The organism is Marinifilum flexuosum, from assembly GCF_003610555.1.
Taxonomy (GTDB): Bacteria; Bacteroidota; Bacteroidia; order Bacteroidales; family Marinifilaceae; genus Marinifilum; species Marinifilum flexuosum.
The window spans coordinates 1-20,350 of the sequence record NZ_RAPQ01000010.1 but is presented as its reverse complement, the minus strand read 5'-3'; the positions used below and the strand labels follow the sequence as shown (position 1 = coordinate 20,350).

General features: G+C 35.7%; 4 protein-coding genes. All 4 read left to right on the top strand.

Features of this window, described 5'->3' with window-relative positions; translation table 11 throughout:
* The first annotated feature begins 474 nt into the window (after window positions 1-474).
* A complete protein-coding gene (locus BXY64_RS13515) occupies window positions 475-816 on the top strand; it encodes a plasmid mobilization protein (protein WP_120240539.1) in 342 nt (113 codons plus the stop codon).
* Window position 817: 1 nt separating this feature from the next.
* Window positions 818-1,708 (top strand): relaxase/mobilization nuclease domain-containing protein, encoded by an 891-nt coding sequence (locus BXY64_RS13510; protein ID WP_120240538.1) that lies wholly within the window; start codon window positions 818-820, stop codon window positions 1,706-1,708.
* 11 nt (window positions 1,709-1,719) lie between these two features.
* Window positions 1,720-2,232: a hypothetical protein gene (locus tag BXY64_RS13505; RefSeq protein WP_147375996.1), complete on the top strand. Its 513-nt coding sequence runs from the start codon at window positions 1,720-1,722 to the stop codon at window positions 2,230-2,232.
* A 553-nt stretch (window positions 2,233-2,785) separates the two neighbouring features.
* A partial coding sequence (locus BXY64_RS13500; protein ID WP_120240536.1) for an HYR domain-containing protein occupies window positions 2,786-20,350 on the top strand: 17,565 nt, incomplete at its 3' end.

Sequence of the window (20,350 nt, the reverse complement as noted above, 5' to 3'; positions counted from 1 at the left end):
AAAAATTGTAAGATACTGTCCTTAATACATGCGAAAGCGAAGTTGAAAACGGCCATGCTTTCAACAAAAGAGTTCGGCATAAACGCGCCCAATCATTTCAAAGCGTTATTTTGAGATTAGTTGTTGTGAGATTGTGAGAGCAAAAAGCTGTACCAGTTTTAAAAGGAAACTGGTACAGCACTTTGCCTGTAGCAACACAAACACATTGAAATGATTTTCCCTCCGGCGCACCATTCATTTATTCCGCTTCCTTTTGCCGAAAGCATGACCTTTAATTGAAGGGATGCTTACGCATGTATGAAGGCCACATTATATGTAAGTAATATCATTTAAACTTTGATGATGGAAGAAGGAGAGGAGCATTCTGTTTCTGTTGGGATAATCCTTTAAAAGATGTACTTAGCAAGTTTATGTTTTGGTATGCCCAAAACCCTTGAAAACATCCCGTTGGTCTCAAATTAAAAGGTAAAATCCATGGAAAATAGTAAGAAAGGAGGACGTCCCAGGAAAAGCATTTCACAGAAGAGAAAATACAGGGTGAATGTGAAAATGAATACGGGAGAATATTACAGTTTGAAGTCAAAAGCCAATCATGCAAAACTAAGTCTTAGTGAGTACATGAGACAGTGTATTGCAGAAAGTACAGTTCGGGAGAGACTCACTCCAGAAGTTCAAACCTATATTCGAAAACTGTGTGGCATGGCCAATAATCTAAATCAGATTGCCAAAAGAGCAAATATACAAGGCTATACAAATGCTCGTAGAGAATACTTCTATTTGGCAGAAAAGATTGATAAAGTAATTGATCAGCTTTGATATGATTGCAAAGATCGTAAAGGGGAAAGGTTTTGCTGGAGTTGTGAATTACATACTCGACCAGAAGAAGGGAACTGAGTTGTTGAATAGTGAAGGTCTGCGTTTGAAAAACAAGGGGGCGATTGTTGAAAGTTTCAAGCAACAAGCAGAACTAAATAGTAAAATTAGCAAGCCTGGGTACCATATTTCCCTTTCCTTCTCTGCAAAAGACAAGGAATTTTTGTCCAATGAACTGATGGCAGATATTGCCAAACAGTACATGAGTAGAATGAAGATTTTTAATACTCAGTTTCTGATAGCTCGCCATTTCGACAAAGAACATCCACATATTCATTTGATTATTAATAGGGTGGATTATCATGGGAAAACAATCTCGGATAAAAATGATAGGATAAGAAGTGAGAAGATCTGTAAAGAATTAACCAGAAAGCATTGTCTTTATTTTGCCAAAGGAAAAGAGCAGGTGAAAGTGAATCGACTTCATGAACCGGATAAAACCAAATATGAAATTTACGATGCCTTGAAAATGCATATAAGCAAGTGTTCTGATTGGTCAGAATTGATTGAGAATTTGAGGCAAGTAGGAATACAGGTAGATTTTAAGACCAAAGGGAACACAATGGAAATACAGGGAGTAAGGTTTACGAAAGGAGGATTGACTTTTAACGGCTCGAAAGTTGACCGTCAATTTAGTTTTTCAAAGATTGATGCACGTTTACAGAAAAATCAGCAAGAGATTTCAAGAGATGGAACAAAAGCGTTGATGAGTACTCGGGATTTGCTTCGGGAGATTCTTATTCAGTCAGAATTGACCAATCAGTATAGTAAAGAAGAAAATAGAAAGAAGCCTAAGGTGAAAAGGAAATCTGCCAAAAGAGGATTCAGGATTTAATTGAAATGGACATGAGAAAGAATGATTTTATTACCGCAATATTTGAAGAGATCAAAGAATCGTTACTTGTCATTGATGGGAAGTTGGAGAATGGTCAATCTGGAGATGAAAAACGCAAAATTGTAATTCCCAAGGAGCTTGTTGAGTTTCTTAATCGATCAATTGATCAATCAGTTCGTGAGAATATTTCGCGTTTGAATCTTTCAAGCCAGGATCAATTCAGGGATCTAAATCAAAAATTAGGAGGATTGATTCATAGTGTAAAGGAGTTGACAAAAGTACGGAGAAAGCGTAAGTTGATATTCCGGAAATTGGTAGTATGGCAATCAATTTCTGCTTTATTATTAATGATTGGACTTACTTTGTTTATACACAATAGACAGTTGAGCGACAATGCTTTGAAGTTTAGGTATATTGAGGCTTGTGGTGGGATTGACTCTAAAAAACTACTAAAACTCGATACAGTTTTTCATGTGAATAGGGATGAACTTGTGATTGAGAAGATGAAAAATAAAGATCAATGAGTTGAATATTTTCAAGTGCTTCGATTATCTGATTTTAACATTCCAGTAATATCCAGTTACTTCTGATCGTATTTATTTTTATAATATCATGAGTTTATAATTTAATTCTGTGTTAAGCGTGTTTTATCTAATGAAAATTTAGTAATATAAAAAACTCACATTCCCTATTGGACTTATCCTACTATAATTTAAAATGGTCAATATTCGAAGAATTGTATAGCACTTTTTTTGGATGCTGTTAAATAAAAAGAATGGTAATTTGATTTAAGTGATTATCCCATGAAACTTTTTGAGATATAAGGAGTAAAAGCTTTAAGATTTTGCTTGGTTAAGTTTTTTATGAATAGATAAAGCTTAACTCAAGAAGCAGCAATGATATTTAACATTTTAAATAATATAAAATTGCTAATTATCTCATCTAATTCTATACTAAAGATAAAATGCGCAACTTTCTGGTTGTGCAAATTTCTTCTGAACTATAATTGGTTGCAATGAAGAAATAATAATTCGAGCATTATTACCCCTATCTCAGAAACCCACTTATAAATTTTATATGGCAACAAATTTACCTCTAAATTTATCTCAGAATAGTTTTTTTTATAGAAAAATTAAATTGGTATTCATTATTTTATTATTTGGAATTGGTTTTTCTAATAATCTGTATTCGCAAGACGCCTTCATAGAAAATAAAGGTCCTTCAAATATTTGTTCTGGTGAAAGTACTAGCTTACATGTTATTATTGGAGCCAGTGTTGGTCCATATACGATTGTATATAAAGAAGGTGTAAACTCTATAGAAATTACTGACTATAATAGTGATGGAGATCCGGAAAGTCCAAGTTACGGAGGAGATGCAATTTCAATTAATCCTAACACGACCACTGTTTATGCGCTTGAAAGTGTACGAGACCGGTTTGGAACATATCTTCCGGTTGATGCAACAACTCAAACCATAACAGTTCATCCGCTTCCAACAAATTTGAATTTGACTAATCCATTGTCATCGGTTTGTTCGGGAGTTGATTTTACAATAACAGCCACCGCATCGGGACAGGAGTATATTGAAATTTGGGATAGTCCTAAAACAAATAAAATTGCCAATTTGCCATATGTTGACAATATTAACGCAAATACCCAATATACTTTAGTTGCCGTTAGCGACCAGGGATGTGCAATTAATCAGCAAATTGAGATCTTGATTGATAATGAGAACCCGATTGCTAACTGCAAGGATATTGATATTTATCTTGATGAGACAGGGAGTGCAAATATTGTACCTGCCGATGTCGACAATTTATCTTCGGATAATTGTGGTATCACAAGTAGAACCTTAAGCAAATCATCTTTTACTTGTGCCAATTTAGGAGAAAATAATGTTACATTAACAGTTTTTGATGCCCAAGGGAATTCTAGTTCTTGTGTGGCTGTTGTTACTGTATTTGATAATATTAACCCTAATATTAATGGAACTGTTGTTAGTTCAACAGTTGCTACTTCTAGTTCTGATTGTAAATATACAATATCAGATAATAGTTATAATCCTACAGTATTAACAGATAACTGTGAAGTTACATTGCTTACATACTCAGTTAATGGAGGGGCAGCAATAGGCACGGATAATACAACATCATTGAATGGTGTGGCACTTGATAAGGGAATTAATAATATTGTTTGGACAGCTAAGGATGCAAGCAATAATTCTGCTCAATGGTCATATACAATTACTGTTAATGATGAAACAGATCCTGTATTTACCAACTGTCCTGCAGATCAGGATTTGGAGATGAGTAATGCTTCTTGCGATGCTTCGTTGCCAAATTACAAAAGTTTATTAAGTGTTGTTGCCACAGATAATTGTAGTCTTGATGGAGATATTAATTATAGTCAATCTCCTGTTGCAGGTACTTTAATAAGTGGTGGACACGGAGCAATACAGAATGTAACAATTACTGCCGAAGATGAAAGTGGAAATCAGGCTACATGTAGCTTTGATGTTACTTTAGTCGATTTGCAAGATCCGGTAATTAATAATTTGCCTGAGAATATTTCAGTTATTAATGATGTTGATGTTTGTGGAGCCATAGTTACTTGGGTTGAACCAACATCTAACGATAATTGTACTGGACATTCAATATCTAGAATTGCAGGCTTGGCAAGTGGGTCTACATTTCCAGTAGGAGAAACTACAATAACTTATACTGCAACCGATGCGGCAGGAAGAACAAAAGAAGAAAGCTTTATAGTTACGGTTACGGATAATCAAAATCCAACAATTGTTGATTTGCCATCGAATATTACTCAATCTAATGATTTGGATGAATGTGGAGCTGTAATTACATGGATAGCTCCTACTTCAAATGATAATTGCGTAGGTCACAGTATTAGTCAAACAGGTGGCTTGGCCAGTGGTTCATTATTTCCTATAGGAGAGTCAACAGTTACGTACACTGCAACCGATGCAGTTGGTTTAACCAAAGAGGAAAGCTTTACAGTTACGGTTACTGATAATCAGAACCCAAGCATTGTTGACTTACCAAGTAATATCGAAGTTAATAACGATTCTGGAGTTTGTGGAGCAACAGTTACTTGGAATGCTCCAACTTCGAATGATAATTGTTCTGGCCATAGCATTAGCCAAACTGCAGGATTAACAAGTGGATCGCAATTTCCAATTGGGCTAAGTACGGTTAGTTATACTGCCACAGATGCTTCTGGTAATAGTGTAGTTGAAAGTTTTACCATTAATGTTGTAGATCATGAAAAACCAATTATAAGTAATTGCCCATCAGGTATTACGAGGACAAGTGATGCTGGAGTTTGTTCTGCCAATGTTTCTTGGACCGAACCAACAGCTACAGATAATTGTACATTAGCTTCGAACTTGGTTTGGACCAAATCACACAATCCTGGCGAAGAGTTTTCTGTAGGAGAAACTACCGTTACTTATACAGCTACTGATGAAAAAGGAAATGTAAGTGAGATTTGTAGTTTTACTGTAACTGTTACCGATAATCAAAAGCCAATTATTTATAATTGTCCTGAAGATATTAGTTTAAATACTGATGATGGATCATGCACTGCAGTTGCAAACTGGATAGAACCCTCAGGAAATGATAATTGTTCAGGAATTTTAACATGGAATAAATCTCATACACCAGGTTTAAGTTTTCCAACAGGAAATACAACAGTAACTTATACTTTAACCGATGAATCGGGAAATACAAGTGCTATTTGTTCATTTGTTGTAAGTGTGAGCGATAATGAGGCTCCTGTAGCAGCTTGTAAATCAGCTACAATTTATTTAAACGAGTCTGGTATAGCTACTTTATTGCCATCCGACGTTAATAATAACTCATCAGATAATTGTACTGCTGATGAAAATTTAATTTTAACACTGAGTAAAACCTCATTTAGTTGCGCTGAGATTGGCGTAAATGAAGTTACATTAACTGTGAAGGACGCACAAGGAAATGTCAACACGTGTACAGCGAATGTTACAGTTTCCGATAATGCAGCCCCAATAATTACTGCAACTTCTGGAACTGTTTCAAAATCAGTTAATACAAATTCTAATGACTGTTTTTATACTGTAAATGGAGCGGAATTTGATCCAATTGTTTCAGATAATTGTGGAGGTGAAATTCTTTCGTATGTAGTAAGTGGTGCAACAGATTTAAGTGGAGATGGAAGTTTAGCATCGCAGCAATTAAATAAAGGAGCTAACCTAATTTCTTGGACATCAAAAGATGCAAGTAACAATGTAACATCAAGTCCATTAACTTTTACAATAACTGTTGTTGATAATCAAGCACCTATTATTTCTGCAACTACCAATAAAAACAGGGGAACTGATACCGATTGTGGATACACAGCGAAAAATGGAGAATTTGATGTAACAATTACAGACAACTGTGCCGTAAGTTCACAAACTTACTCTATTAACGGAGGTTTGGAAGTAAACGCATTAAGCCTTGATGGTGTTGTGTTTCCAACAGGAACAAACCGAGTTGTGTGGAAAGCAAGCGATGGTACTAATAATAGTACAAGAACTTTTCAGGTTACTGTAGTTGATGATGATGCTCCTGTTATTGTACAAATAGCAGATATAGTACAAAATGTTGATCCAGGGAAATGCGATGCAGTAGTAACTTGGACAGAGCCTACTTATTCAGATAATTGTTCTGGTGTTAGTATGTCACGAATTCAAGGTCTTTCTAGTGGAAGTACATTCGATCCAGGAACATATAAAATTATATATCGTGCTATCGATGCAGTTGGTTTAGTTACTGATATGTCTTTTAATATAACAGTAGAAGATCAAACTCCACCAGTGGTAAGTTGTCCGGAAAGTAGTGAAGCTTCACCTTTTGTAAGAATAGCAGATAATGGTGTGTGTTTCTACACAGTTCAAGGTTTAGAATTTAATCCAACTGTTACTGACGAATGTAACCAGTTGGTGACAAATAGTTTCGATGGAACTTCTACATTGGAAGGAAAGCAAATTCCTTCGGGAGTTCACGAAATTGTATGGACTGCAACTGATGGAGTTAATTCATCTACTTGCTCAGTTTTTGTTACTGTTCAAGATAATCAAGATCCAACATTTACTCAACCAACTGGTAATCCTGTAGGTACCTACACTTATAATTTTGATACCGATCCAGGACAGTGTTACTATACCATTTCAGGAACTGATTTTGATTTAGGAAGTGTTTCAGATAATTGTAATACCCAAACTCCAACTTATGTAATTACTAAAAATGGAGTTGAAGAGTTTATAGGTAGTAATACACTTGCAAATTTAAAGTTGCCAAAGGATAATGATCATCCGTATGTTGTAGTATGGACTATTTCTGATGTTCATGGAAATACTGTAGTTTCTACTCCATTTAATATTTCAATCTCTGATAATCAAGCCCCATCGTTTGTTTGTTATGGTAACGAAATTAGAGAAGTGCCAAATAATGCATGTGAATATATTGTTGTTGGAACTGAGTTTGATCCTACGGAATTGGTTGACAACTGCGATAATGCCAATGAGTTAACTGTTGAATATACATTGAATAGTATATCAGGAGGAACTGCTACTAGTTTAGCAGGAGTTACTTTATCAAAAGGTGTTCATGATGTTGTTTGGACTGTTACTGATAAAAGTGGAAACAGCGAAATATGTAATTTTGAAGTTACAGTTTCCGATGTTACTGCTCCGGTTATAACTACTGTTGAAAATCAATCGAAAGATGCACCAGTTGATAAATGTTCGTACCTAACAGTAGGTGCTGAATTTGATCCAACAGCGTCTGATAACTGTACAAGTTTAACTTTGGTTAATAACCAAAACAATACTTCTACATTAGCAGGGTTTGAATTTCCGGTTGGTGTAACTATTGTAGTTTGGAAAGCTACCGATGCAGCAGGTAATATTTCAACTATGCAGTATCAAGTTGCAGTAAATGATGTCGCAAAACCATCATATAATTTGCCTACAAGTGTATTAAAATCAGCTTCAACTAGTAATTGTTACTACTCAGTAGTAGGAGATGAATTTGATCCAAAAGAAATTGTAGACAACTGTACGCCGGATAACTTCTCTATTACAAATGATTGGAATGGATATAAAACTTTAGCCTATGAGCAGTTTCCTGTTGGAGTAACTAATGTGGAGTGGACTGTTACTGATTATTTTGGTAATGAGGAGAAAAAAACAATTCAGATTACAGTTGTTGATGATACAGACCCTGTAATTAATTGCCCTACAGATACCTACTTAAGAGTCGTAGACCAAGGTCAAACATATTATACCATTGGTAATGGTGAGTTCAAGCCAGTTGTTTCTGACAATTGTAACTATACATACACTAATAATTTAACAGGAACATCAAGCGTTACAGGAGAGCATTTAAATCCTGGGAATCATACAATTGTTTGGACTGCCGAAGATGCTTCAGGAAATTCAACAACATGTAATGTAAATATTGAAATTGTTGATGATTTGTATCCAGCTATTACTTGTGTTGGTGATCAATCGGTATCAAACACCACTGGTGATTGTAGTTATACAACTTCAGGGACTGAGTTCGATGCAAGTTCTACAACCACTGGCGCTACATTAAAAAATAATTATAACAATTTATCATCTCTTGCAGGAACTGTATTTCCGCAAGGAACCACATTGGTAACTTGGACAGCATCAAGAACTATTGATGGTGAAGAGTATTCCAATTCATGTAGCTTTTATATAACTGTTAGAGATGATGAAGATCCTGTAATTACTGCTCCTGCAAATATTACCGTGAATACAAATTCGGGATGTTATGCTGCAAGTGTAGATTTAGGATTACCAACCATTTCTGACAATTGTGGAATTGATTGGACTGATAATAATGCATCTTCTTCTTATTATATCGGAGAACATACAATAACTTGGAGAGTTCGTGATATTCATGGAAATATCTCAACTGCAAATCAAACCGTTACAGTTCTTGATGATGATGCTCCTTATATTGATTGTCCATCACCTGCAAATCTTTGTCGTCAGGTTGATGAAGGACAGACATTTTATACTGTAAATGGTCATGAATTTGGACCATATTATAATTCTGATTGTTCTGGTATTAAGAGTGTTATTAATGATTTTAATGGGACTTCTTCCTTAAGTGGCGAACAAATTCCTGCAGGAATTACTCCAATTATATGGACAGTTACCGATAATGCCGATAACGTATCAACTTGTACAGTTACGATAACTGTAAATAACGATGATCCGCCATCAGTAACTTGTAGAGGAGATGAACGTGTAAATACTGATCTTGGTGTATGTACTTATACAGTTAGTGGAACAGGTTTGGATGTAGCATCAACAGCTACTTTAACGCATAATATTCAAACTACAGATTCAGAAGCTACACCATATGCACCAAATGCCAATACACTAAATGGGGCAATATTCCCTAAAGGTGTTACCGATATTATATGGACAGCTACTAATGGTGCTGATGTGAATAATTGTTGTGCTTTTACCATTACAGTAGTCGATAATCAAGCACCTTCTATAACATGGCAAGCGGATGTAACTGCTACTGTTGATGTAGGTTCTTGTACTGCAACAGGAGTAGATTTGGGTACTCCAACAGGTACAGATAATTGTGATGAACCACTTGATATTGTTTATTCAAGAACTCCATCAGAAAATAATTTCGCAGCAGGAGTAACAAATGTATATTGGACCGCTCGAGATTCAAGAGGCTTTGTTGTTCATCATACTCAAAAGGTAACTGTTGTTGATGATATTTCACCAGTTATTGATTGTCCAACTGAAACATATTACAGAGAATTTAATAATTCGCAAGTTACATACTATACCGCTGTTGGTAATGAGTTTAGACCTTCTGTTACTGATAATTGTGATATTACTTCTTATACGAATGATAAAAATGCTGCTGGTAATTTAAATGGTGTTCAATTTACCATTGGAGATCATGAAATAATATGGACAGCAACTGACATTTCAGGAAATACAGATAATTGTACGGTTAATTTAACAATTGTTGATTCTTTTGATCCAATTTTAGATTGTCCGGCAAATTTATATGAAAGTACAGCTGGTGATGCTTGTTCATATACTCATACTGGAAGTTCGATTGATGCTCAATTTGCAAACCTATCTATTATAGCAGGAAGAACACTTGTGCATAATATCCAAACTACTGATTCGGGTACTTTACCTTATGCACCAAGTAATACGAGTCTTAATGGAGCAGTATTCCCTAAAGGAACTTCTACTGTAACTTGGACAGCTAGACAAACTATTGGTGGAACTGAATACACGAATACTTGTACTCATCAGGTTATTATTTCTGATAATGTTGCTCCGGTTTTAGATCCAACACCAGCAAATGTAACCGTAAATATAGATCCGGGAACTTGTATAAGCACCATGGTGTTGCCAAATCCGAACGCAACAGATAACTGCACTGCTACAGTGGATTTAGTGATAAACAATGATGCTCCAACACCATTCTTAATTGGTGAAACAAAAGTACGTTGGACCATAACTGATGAGGCAGGTAATACAACCATTCATAATCAAACGGTTACAGTGGTAGATAATGAAGGACCTGTAATTACAAATTGCCCTTCAACCATAACTGAGCAAGCTTCAGGAGAAAATTGCCAAGCAATTGCTAATTGGCCTGCACTTTTGGCTGCCGACGATTGTAGTGGGGTAAAGAGCTTTACTTCAACTCATTCTCCTGGTAGTTTATTTGATGTTGGAACAACTACTGTTACCTATACAGCTGTCGATAATAATAATAATGAATCAACTTGTTCTTTCAATGTTGTAATTACGGATGTTAATCCGACTATTTCATGTATCGAAAATCAAACTAGAAATACCAATTCTGGAAGTTGTTCTTATCGTGTGTTGGGGAATGAATTCGATCCAACAGCTTTTAGTGATAACTGTACAATTGCTTCTGTAGTTTGGAGTTTTACTGATGCAGAAACTGGGGCGGAGCGTACAGGAGCAAATTCTTTATCTGGTGTTGAAATTCCTCGGGGATTTGGAGCTGGATCTACAGGCGAAACGCTAATTACCTGGACCGCTACAGATGCAAATGGTAACGAAACATCATGTTCATTCCTATTAACCATTGAAGATCATGAAGCTCCAGTAATTTCTGTTCCTGGTAATCAGACCAGAAGTACTGATTTTAGAAAAAATTATTATACAGTTCAGGGCAATGAATTTGATGATGTAACTTCTAATGATAATTGTGGTATTGTAACTAAACTGGTAAATGAATTTGATGTTTCGACTTTGGCAGGAACCCAATTACAAATGGGAGAGAATACTATTACCTGGTATGCCGAAGATGATAAAGGCAATAGAAGTGAAGCTAAATTTTATGCTTATGTTGTAGATATAGAGATGCCATATTTGAATACTGATCCAGCAGATACTGTTGCTCAAACATCAGGAACCTGTAGTGCAGTTGTAAATTATACAGCGCCAACATTTCTTGATAATGTTACCGATGAAGGAGATATTGTACAGACGGTAAGTCCTGCATATGCTGTTCCTGGTGGAACTTTTGAAGTTGGAATTACCGAAGTTACCTATATGGCAGTTGATGAAAAAGGGAATCAGTTTGTTTATACTTTTAATATTACTGTTGAAGATAAGGAAGCCCCAACAATTGTTTGTCCATCAGGTTCTCCATTTAATAGAAATACAACTCCAGGAGAATCGTATTATTTAGCACAGAATGACGAATTCAATCCTACTTTTAGTGATAATTGTACAGCTACTATTAGTAACAATTATAATAACAGCAATACACTTGCAAATGCAACTTTCCCGGTTGGAACAACCAATGTTGTTTGGACGGCTACTGATAAGGCTGGAAACTTTTCAACTTGCACAATACAAGTTATTGTAAGTGATAATGAAGCACCAGTAATTGCAAGTTGTCCGGATGCCACTATCGCTAAAAACGCAGATATTGGAGCCTGTTCATTTGAGGTTCCAGGTGCTGAAGATGATCCTTACGGATTCTCAGATAATCATGGTCTTAAAAAATTGACCTATCAAATTGGTTCAAACCCAGAAGTTGGAACAGATTTAACAACGACTTTGGCAGGTGTTCACATCCCGGTAGGAACAATTTCTGAACCTACAACTACCGTAGTTTGGAGACTATATGATATAAGTGATAATGTTGGAGCAACATGTACTACAGTTTTCACCATTTCCGATGTTGAAGCTCCTACTGTAACTACAGTTGCTAATCAAACCAGAAATACTGATGCAGGCCAATCATATTATACAGCGCTTGCTGGTGATAACTGGAATCCTGTTGTAACAGATAATTGTGATGTCGAGAAAATCACCTACAATATTGGTGGAACTGGTGAAGTTGGAACTGATTTAACAACTAGTATTGAGGGGGTACAATTTGCTATTGGTACTCATGAAGTAGTTTGGACTGCAACCGACATTCATGGTAATACTAATACAGGAAGATATTTGGTTAATGTACTTGATGAAGAGGATCCAACGGCTATTTGCAATACGATAACAGTGCAGTTAGATGCAGATGGAAATTATACTTTAGATACTGATGATATTAATGCTTTGGCGAGTGGTTCTTCTGATCCATCAGGTATTGCTTCGATAGAAGTGACACCAAATAGTTTTTCATGTAATGATGTTGGTAGCAATACAGTATTGGTTACGGTTACTGATATGCATGGAAATATATCAACTTGTAATACAGCAGTTGTAATTCTGCAAGATGCAACACCTCCAAATGTAGTTTGTAATAACATTACAATCCAATTAGATGTGCTAGGACAAGCTAGTATTTTGGCAAGCCAGTTAGATGGAGGTTCTACTGATGCTTGTGGAATACAAAGTGTTTCAGCAGCTAAAACTGCTTTTGATTGTTCTGATGTTGGGACGAATACCGTTACTCTAACCGTAACGGATATCAATGGAAATTCATCTACTTGTGATGCAATAGTTACTGTTCAAGATAATATCAATCCTAATGCAGTTTGTAACCCAATTACAGTTTATTTAGATGGAACAGGAAACTATGCTTTATCTGCTACTGATATTGATAACTTATCTCTTGGTTCATCCGATAATTGTATTTTAACCAAAACGGTAACACCAAACACTTTTAATTGTACAAATACTGGTACAAATACAGTTACATTAAGAGTTACCGATCCGCAAGGAAATTACGATGAATGTACAACAACAATAACAGTGGTTGATAATGTCGATCCGCTTGCAATATGCAAGGACCTAACAGTTCAGTTAGATGCCGATGGTAATGCAAGTATTACACCGTCTCAAATAAATAATGGATCAACTGATAATTGTACTGTTATTGGAGCTTCAAACTTAAGTTTAGATGTTACAAGTTTTGATTGTTCTAATATTGGTTTTAATACTGTAAGCTTAACTGTTACTGATGAATATGGTAATAGTTCAACTTGTACTTCAATAGTAACGGTTGAAGATAAATTAGCGCCAAATGTACTTTGTCAGGATATAACAATACAACTTGAAGCTAGCGGTAATGCAACAATTACCCCAAGTCAAATAGATAATGGATCTTCAGACAACTGCACAAGTATTATGGCTTCTCACTTGAGTTTGGATAAATCAAGTTTTACTTGTGCCGACGTTGGTGTGCAAACTGTAACTTTAACAGTAATAGATGATCAATCAAATTCAGCAACTTGTACAGCTAATGTAACAGTTCAAGATAATACAGACCCAGTTGCGATTTGTCAGAATATAACAGTTCAGTTAGATGCAAGTGGTAATGTAAGTATTACAGCAAATGATGTTGATAACGGTTCAAACGACGCTTGTGGAATCTCATCAACTTCAATTGATGTATCAAGCTTCGATTGCTCAAGTGTTGGAAATAATACTGTTGTACTAACAGTTACAGATAATAATGGAAATACTTCTACTTGTAATTCTATTGTAACGGTTGAAGACCCAATTGACCCTGTAGCTTCATGTACTCCAATTACGGTATACTTGGATAATGCAGGAAATTATTCTTTGACTTCAACAGATATTGATAATATCTCTTTAGGATCTACAGATAACTGTACACTAACAAAAACTGTTACCCCTAACTCGTTTGACTGTACAAATCTTGGTGCAAACACTGTTACGCTAAGAGTTGAAGGTCCAAATGGAAAAATCGATGAATGTACAACAACTGTAACTGTTGTTGATAATATTGATCCTATAGCAAAATGTCAGGATATAACGGTTCAGTTAGACGCTAGTGGAAATGCAAGCATTACAGCTGCTCAAATTAATAATGAATCTACCGACAATTGTACTAGCTCATTGGCACTTAGCCTTGATGAAACGAGTTTCGATTGTTCAAATCTTGGTGCCAATACAGTTACTTTAACCGTTACTGATGATTCAGGAAACAGTTCAACATGTACCGCAACAGTTACTGTAGAGGACAATATTGATCCAACAGCAGTTTGCCAAGATATTACAATACAACTTGATACGGATGGAAATGCAAGCATCACACCAGCCCAAATTAACAATGGGTCAACCGATAATTGTACAGCGCCAGCAAGTTTAGGATTAAGTTTAAGCAAAACAAGTTTTGCTTGTTCAGATCTTGGTACCCAAACAGTTACTTTAACTGTTACGGATGCACAAGGCAATTCATCAACTTGCGATGCAACTGTTACAGTTCAAGATATAATTGATCCAATTGCAATGTGTAAAGATTTAACTGTATCCTTAAATCGACAAGGAAATGTAGCAGTTTCAGCTTCACAAATCGATAATGGATCTAGTGATAACTGTTCATTCTCAATTGAGATTTCTAAATTGGAATTGTCTGGGTATGTTCCGTTTGTTACTTTCACTTGTGCAGATCCTTCTTCGCAAACAGTTTATTTGAAAGTAACTGATGCTACAGGAAATTCAACAACTTGTTCTTCTAATTTAACTATTTTAGATGATCAAGGACCTACTTTAGATGATTTAACAGATAGAGAAGTTACAACAGACAATAACCTGTGTGCATATACTCATAATGATGACTTATGGAACCCAACAGATAATTGTGGAACTGTTACATCAATGACATATGTTTTAACAGGAGCAACTACTGGTACGGGAAGTACTCTTAACGGAGTGGTGTTCAATAAAGGTACAACTACAGTTACTTGGACGGCTTCTGATGATCATGGCAATAATGATAGAGTAACCGCATTTGATGTTGTAGTTTCTGATGATCAGAACCCAGAATTTACATCTTGTCCATCAAATATGTCGAAGCTTGCAGGTAGCGGAATAAGCTTTGTTACTGTTTCCGATATTCCTGCATCTACTTTTGACGATAACTGTGCTGTAACTCAATTTACTTGGTTGTTAACAGGTGCAACAACTGGATCGGGAACCGATAATAGTCCTGTAAGTGGAACCACAAATCCAGTTAATGGAGGAGATTATAATATTGGTACAACAACTGTAACGTACACTGCTTTTGATGATGCTGGAAATTCAGAACAATGTGCATTCACTATTACTGTTAATGCAAGTGGTGGTTCTATTTTAGCAAGTAAAACAAATATTACAACCACTGAAGATTTTGATTATGAAGAGTTTACTGTAACATTAAAATCAGCTCCAACAGGTACCGTAGTTATTGATGTTGCAAGCGATGATACAGGCGAAGGAACTCCTGATAAATCTCAATTGACATTTGATGCATCTAACTGGAATCAACCTCAAACAATTAAAGTAACTGGTGTTAATGATGATGTTGATGATGATGATATCAATTACAATATAAACTTATCGATCAACAAAGCTGGAACAGATGATTATTCGGGATACGAGCAAGCTGAATCTACCTTTGTAAATGCAGTTAATCAGGACAATGATACTGCTGGAGTAACTGTTACCGTTAATGATAATAGTACGAATGAGGATGGTAGTATAGCGGAATTTGAAGTAGTACTTGATACAGAACCAACACAAAGTGTAACAATTTCTCTTTCTAGCAACGATACTACAGAAGGAAGTATTTCAGGTTCTAATGTTTTAACATTTACACCTTCTGATTGGGATACTCCTCAAACAGTTACTATAGAAGGTGCTGATGACTTTATAGATGATGGTGATGTAAGTTATAATATAGTTACCAGTAATTCTAATTCAACTGATCCAAAGTATTTCAATTTACTTGTTGATAATGTTGCACTGATCAATGTTGATGATGATACCGCAGATATTATCGTAACGCCATTAACACTAACGACTAACGAAACAACGCCAAGTTCAAAAACTTTCACAGTAGTCCTTGCTACTAAACCAGCTACTGACGATATTAATTACATTGTGGTAGTGAATTTGGTAAGTAGTGATGAAACAGAAGGTACAATTGATAGATCAGTTCTGACTTTCGATCATTTAGATTGGGATATCCCTCAAACAGTAACTGTTAACAGTGTAGAAGATGATTTGGTTGATGGAGATATTGCCTATACAATCAACTTGTCTTTAGATAGGACGAGTACAAGTGATCCTATTTATAAGGATATTGCAAAAGTAGATGATCCAGAAAGTGTAAATGTGATCAATTATGACAATGATTCTGCAAGCCTTTCAATTAATGATGTAACAGCATTTGAAACAAATAGTGGTACTACTGAATTCGTATTTACTGTTACTCATTCAGGAGCAGAAGTGGTAGGTGCTTATCAGGTTTCGTATTACACACAGAATGGTACGGCAAAATCTCCTTCCGATTATACTGCTATTGGTGGTTTGTTAACCTTTGATGGTGATCAGCTAAACGAGACTCAAACATTAACATTACAAGTAAATGGAGATCTTGCTCTGGAGCCTGATGAGCAATTTGAACTTGTATTGGGCAATGTAAATCATTCAGGTAGGAATATTTCAATTGATCCAGCAGGGAAAGTTGGAACAGGAACTATTCAAAATGATGATACTTCAGAATTATCTATTTCCGATCCTGCAATTATAGAGGGTGATTCTGGTGATAAGCAGCTGGTATTTAATGTAATACTTAGTAATCCGGTTGAATTGGGAGTAACAGTTGATTATGATACAGCTGATGGAACTGCTAATGCGAATGATGGAGATTATACTTCTCAGTCAGGAACCTTAACATTTGTAGGTACGGCAGGAGAAATTCGAACCATTAATATAACAATAAATGGTGATGAGATTGTTGAGTTAGACGAAACTTTATCAATTAATTTGAGCAATCCAAAAGTGAATGGTAATACTGATCCTTCTATAAGCATTTCTGCAACAGAAGGAGTTGGAACAGGGACTATTATCAATGATGACGCCGCAGTTCTTTCAATAGCAGGATTTACGGTAGATGAATCGATTGGAACAGCAAATTATACCATAACAATGGATAAAGCGGTTCAAGATGAATTTACAATTGATTTTGCGACTTCTGATAATTCAGCAGAAAATGGGTCTGATTACACAGCAGTTTCAAATTCAGGAATGACATTTGGAGCTGGCAATAGCTTAGTTCAAACTGTTTCAGTTGATATTTTGGATGGTAACATTGTTGAACCAACAGAAATATTAAAAGGAACAATTAATAATAAAGTTGATGCCAAAAATCAGGCAGTAACATTCTCTGGAGGAGGTTCTTCAGCGCAGGCTGATGGAACAATTCTTGATAATGACGCAGCTACTTTAGCTATTAATGATATGAGTGTTGCCGAATCGGCAGGTACAGCAACCTTTACAGTTACACTTACAGGTACAGTTCAAAATAACTTTACTGTAAATTATTCAAGTGCTGATGATACTGCTGAATCACCATCTGATTTTACAGCTGTTGGTTCAACACAATTAACCTTTGGAGGTTCAAATAGTAATATTCAGACTTTTACCGTAGATATTATTGAGAACTCAATTGCCGAGGCTACTGAGACATATCACATTAATTTAACCGGGCTTAATAAGAATGGTCAGTCAGGAGTAAGTATTTCTGATGATCAAGGAGAAGGAACAATTACTGATAATGATATTGTAAACTTGGTTCTACATGGATTTACTGTAACGGAAACCGATGGTTCACAAACTCAGAACTTCCAAGTAAGTAGAGATATTGCCTCACAATCTCCTATTGGATTATTGTTTACAACTTCTGAGAATACAGCTAAAGGTGGTAGTGATTATACAGCACAATCTAATGCAGATGTAATACTTATTGCTGGTTCAACAGCAAATACAAATATTCCTGTTACTGTATTAGGTGATATAATTGCAGAGCCAACTGAGGATTTCTCTGGTACAATTTCGTTGAATACCTTAAATGGGCAGCAAGTAACAATCACAACAGCTACAGCTACAAGCATTATCAATGATAATGATGAAATGCAAGTTAGTTTGGAAGATAAAACAGTTACAGAAACCAATGGAACTCAAACTGTAAATTATATTGTAAGTACTAATATAGTTGCTGAAAATGATGTTGTTCTTGAGTTTAATACCTCTGATGGAATAGCAAAAACAACAACGGATTACACAGCCCAAGCTGGAACTGTGGTAACAATTCCAGCAGGAAGCAATTCAGTTAATATTCCTATTGATATTCTGGGTGATTTGATATTAGAGCCTCAAGAAAAATTTAGTGGAGCAATCTCAATAACAAATAACAATAGTCAGCAAGTATCCCTTGCTAAGCCAAATGCTGAATATACCATTAATGATAACGATGCAGCAAGTATAGCTATTGCTGATGTAAGTGTTGATGAGGATGTTGTTGGTGGATTGGCTACATTCACTGTTGTATTGACAGGAAATGTACAAGATGAATTTACTGTTGATTATGCAACAAGTGATAATGCAAGTGCTCTTGCAGGATCTGATTATACTTTGTCAACAGGAACATTAACATTCCCTGCAGGTTCTGTAAGTGGTACAAGTAAATCGTTTACCGTAGCTATTAATAATGATAATTTAATTGAACCTACCGAAACTTATACAGTGACTTTAAGTAACATTTCAGGTGGTTTAGTTACGATATCAGATGCTATTGCTACAGGAACCATAGTAGATAACGATAGTGGATCAATATCTATCGATGATGTTACAGTAGCGGAGGATATAGCGAGTGGAGAGGCCGTATTTACAGTAAGTTTAACGGGAACAATTCAAGATGAATTAACTGTTGATTTCACAACGAATGATGGAACAGCTCATGCACCAAGTGATTATACCGCAGTTTCCAATACATTAACTTTTGCTGCTGGTTCATCCAATGCGACGCAAAGTATTACGATTCCTATTATTAATAATTCAGTTGCCGAATCAACAGAGAATTATTATATAGACTTAAGCAATATTGTAAGTACTGGAAATGTAAGTTTTGCAGATAATCAAGGAGAAGGTACTATTACTGATGATGATGAGGTAACTGCAATTAACCTTAGCGGATTTACCAAATCAGAAACCAATTCTAATGTTGATTATAATTTTGTGGCAAGTATGAATATTACTGCCCAATATCCTGTTATAATTAGCTTTACTACAAGCGAAGGAACAGCAAAAGAAGGAAGTGATTTTACAGCTCAATCAGCAGTTGAATATACAATTTTACCAGGTGATTTAAGTGTAAATATTCCAGTTCAAGTAATTGGTGATTTGGTGAATGAACCTCAAGAATCATTTACAGGTAAAATTACGATAGTTGAAAAAAATGGACAGCAAATTACATTAGGAACTGATACTTCTACAGGTATTATTAATGATGATGATAATGCAATTATATCTGTTACTGGATTTACTGTGGATGAGTCATCTGGAACTGCAGATTTTACAATCGAGTCAAATCTTGCAATTCAAAATGCCATTTCAGTAGATTTTGAAACTGTAAACGGTAATGCTTTGGCAGGATCTGATTATACAGCAGTTTCTACAACTACGCTTAACTTTGGTGCTGCAAATGCTCAAAGTCAGACGGTAACGGTTAGCATAGATAATGATGATGTTGTAGAACCTTCTGAAAACTTAATTGGTAGACTTAGCAATTTAGTTGCGAATAGTCAAGATGTAACATTAGTTGGAGGTGGAGCAACTGCAGAAGCTTATGGTACGATTACAGATAATGATGTAGCAACTTTATCTATTGATGATGTAGAAATAAATGAATCTGCTGGAACGGCAACATTTACTGTAAGTCAAACTGGTACAGTGCAGAATATTTATACTGTAGATTATGCATCGGCAAATTCAACAGCTATCGAGCCTTCAGATTATACTGCTATTCCAACAAGTACACTAACATTTGGAGGATCAAATAGTTCTTCTCAAAGCATTACTGTTAATATTATCGAGAATAATATTGCAGAGCCAACAGAAGAGTATCAGATCAATTTGTCCAACCTCCTTGTAAATGGTCAATTGGGAATTTCTATTGCAAAACCGCAAGGAATTGGTACAATTACAGACAATGATGCTTATACAATCAGCCTGGCAGGCTTTACGGTAAGTGAAACAGATGCAAATTCGGATCACAATTTTGTAGCTACCATGAGTGGAGAAGCA

Coding starts and splice junctions, on each gene's coding strand:
- BXY64_RS13510 (WP_120240538.1), top strand. CDS start 818: ATGATTGCAAAGATCGTAAAGGGGAAAGGTTTTGCTGGAGTTGTGAAT.
- BXY64_RS13505 (WP_147375996.1), top strand. CDS start 1,720: ATGAGAAAGAATGATTTTATTACCGCAATATTTGAAGAGATCAAAGAA.
- BXY64_RS13515 (WP_120240539.1), top strand. CDS start 475: ATGGAAAATAGTAAGAAAGGAGGACGTCCCAGGAAAAGCATTTCACAG.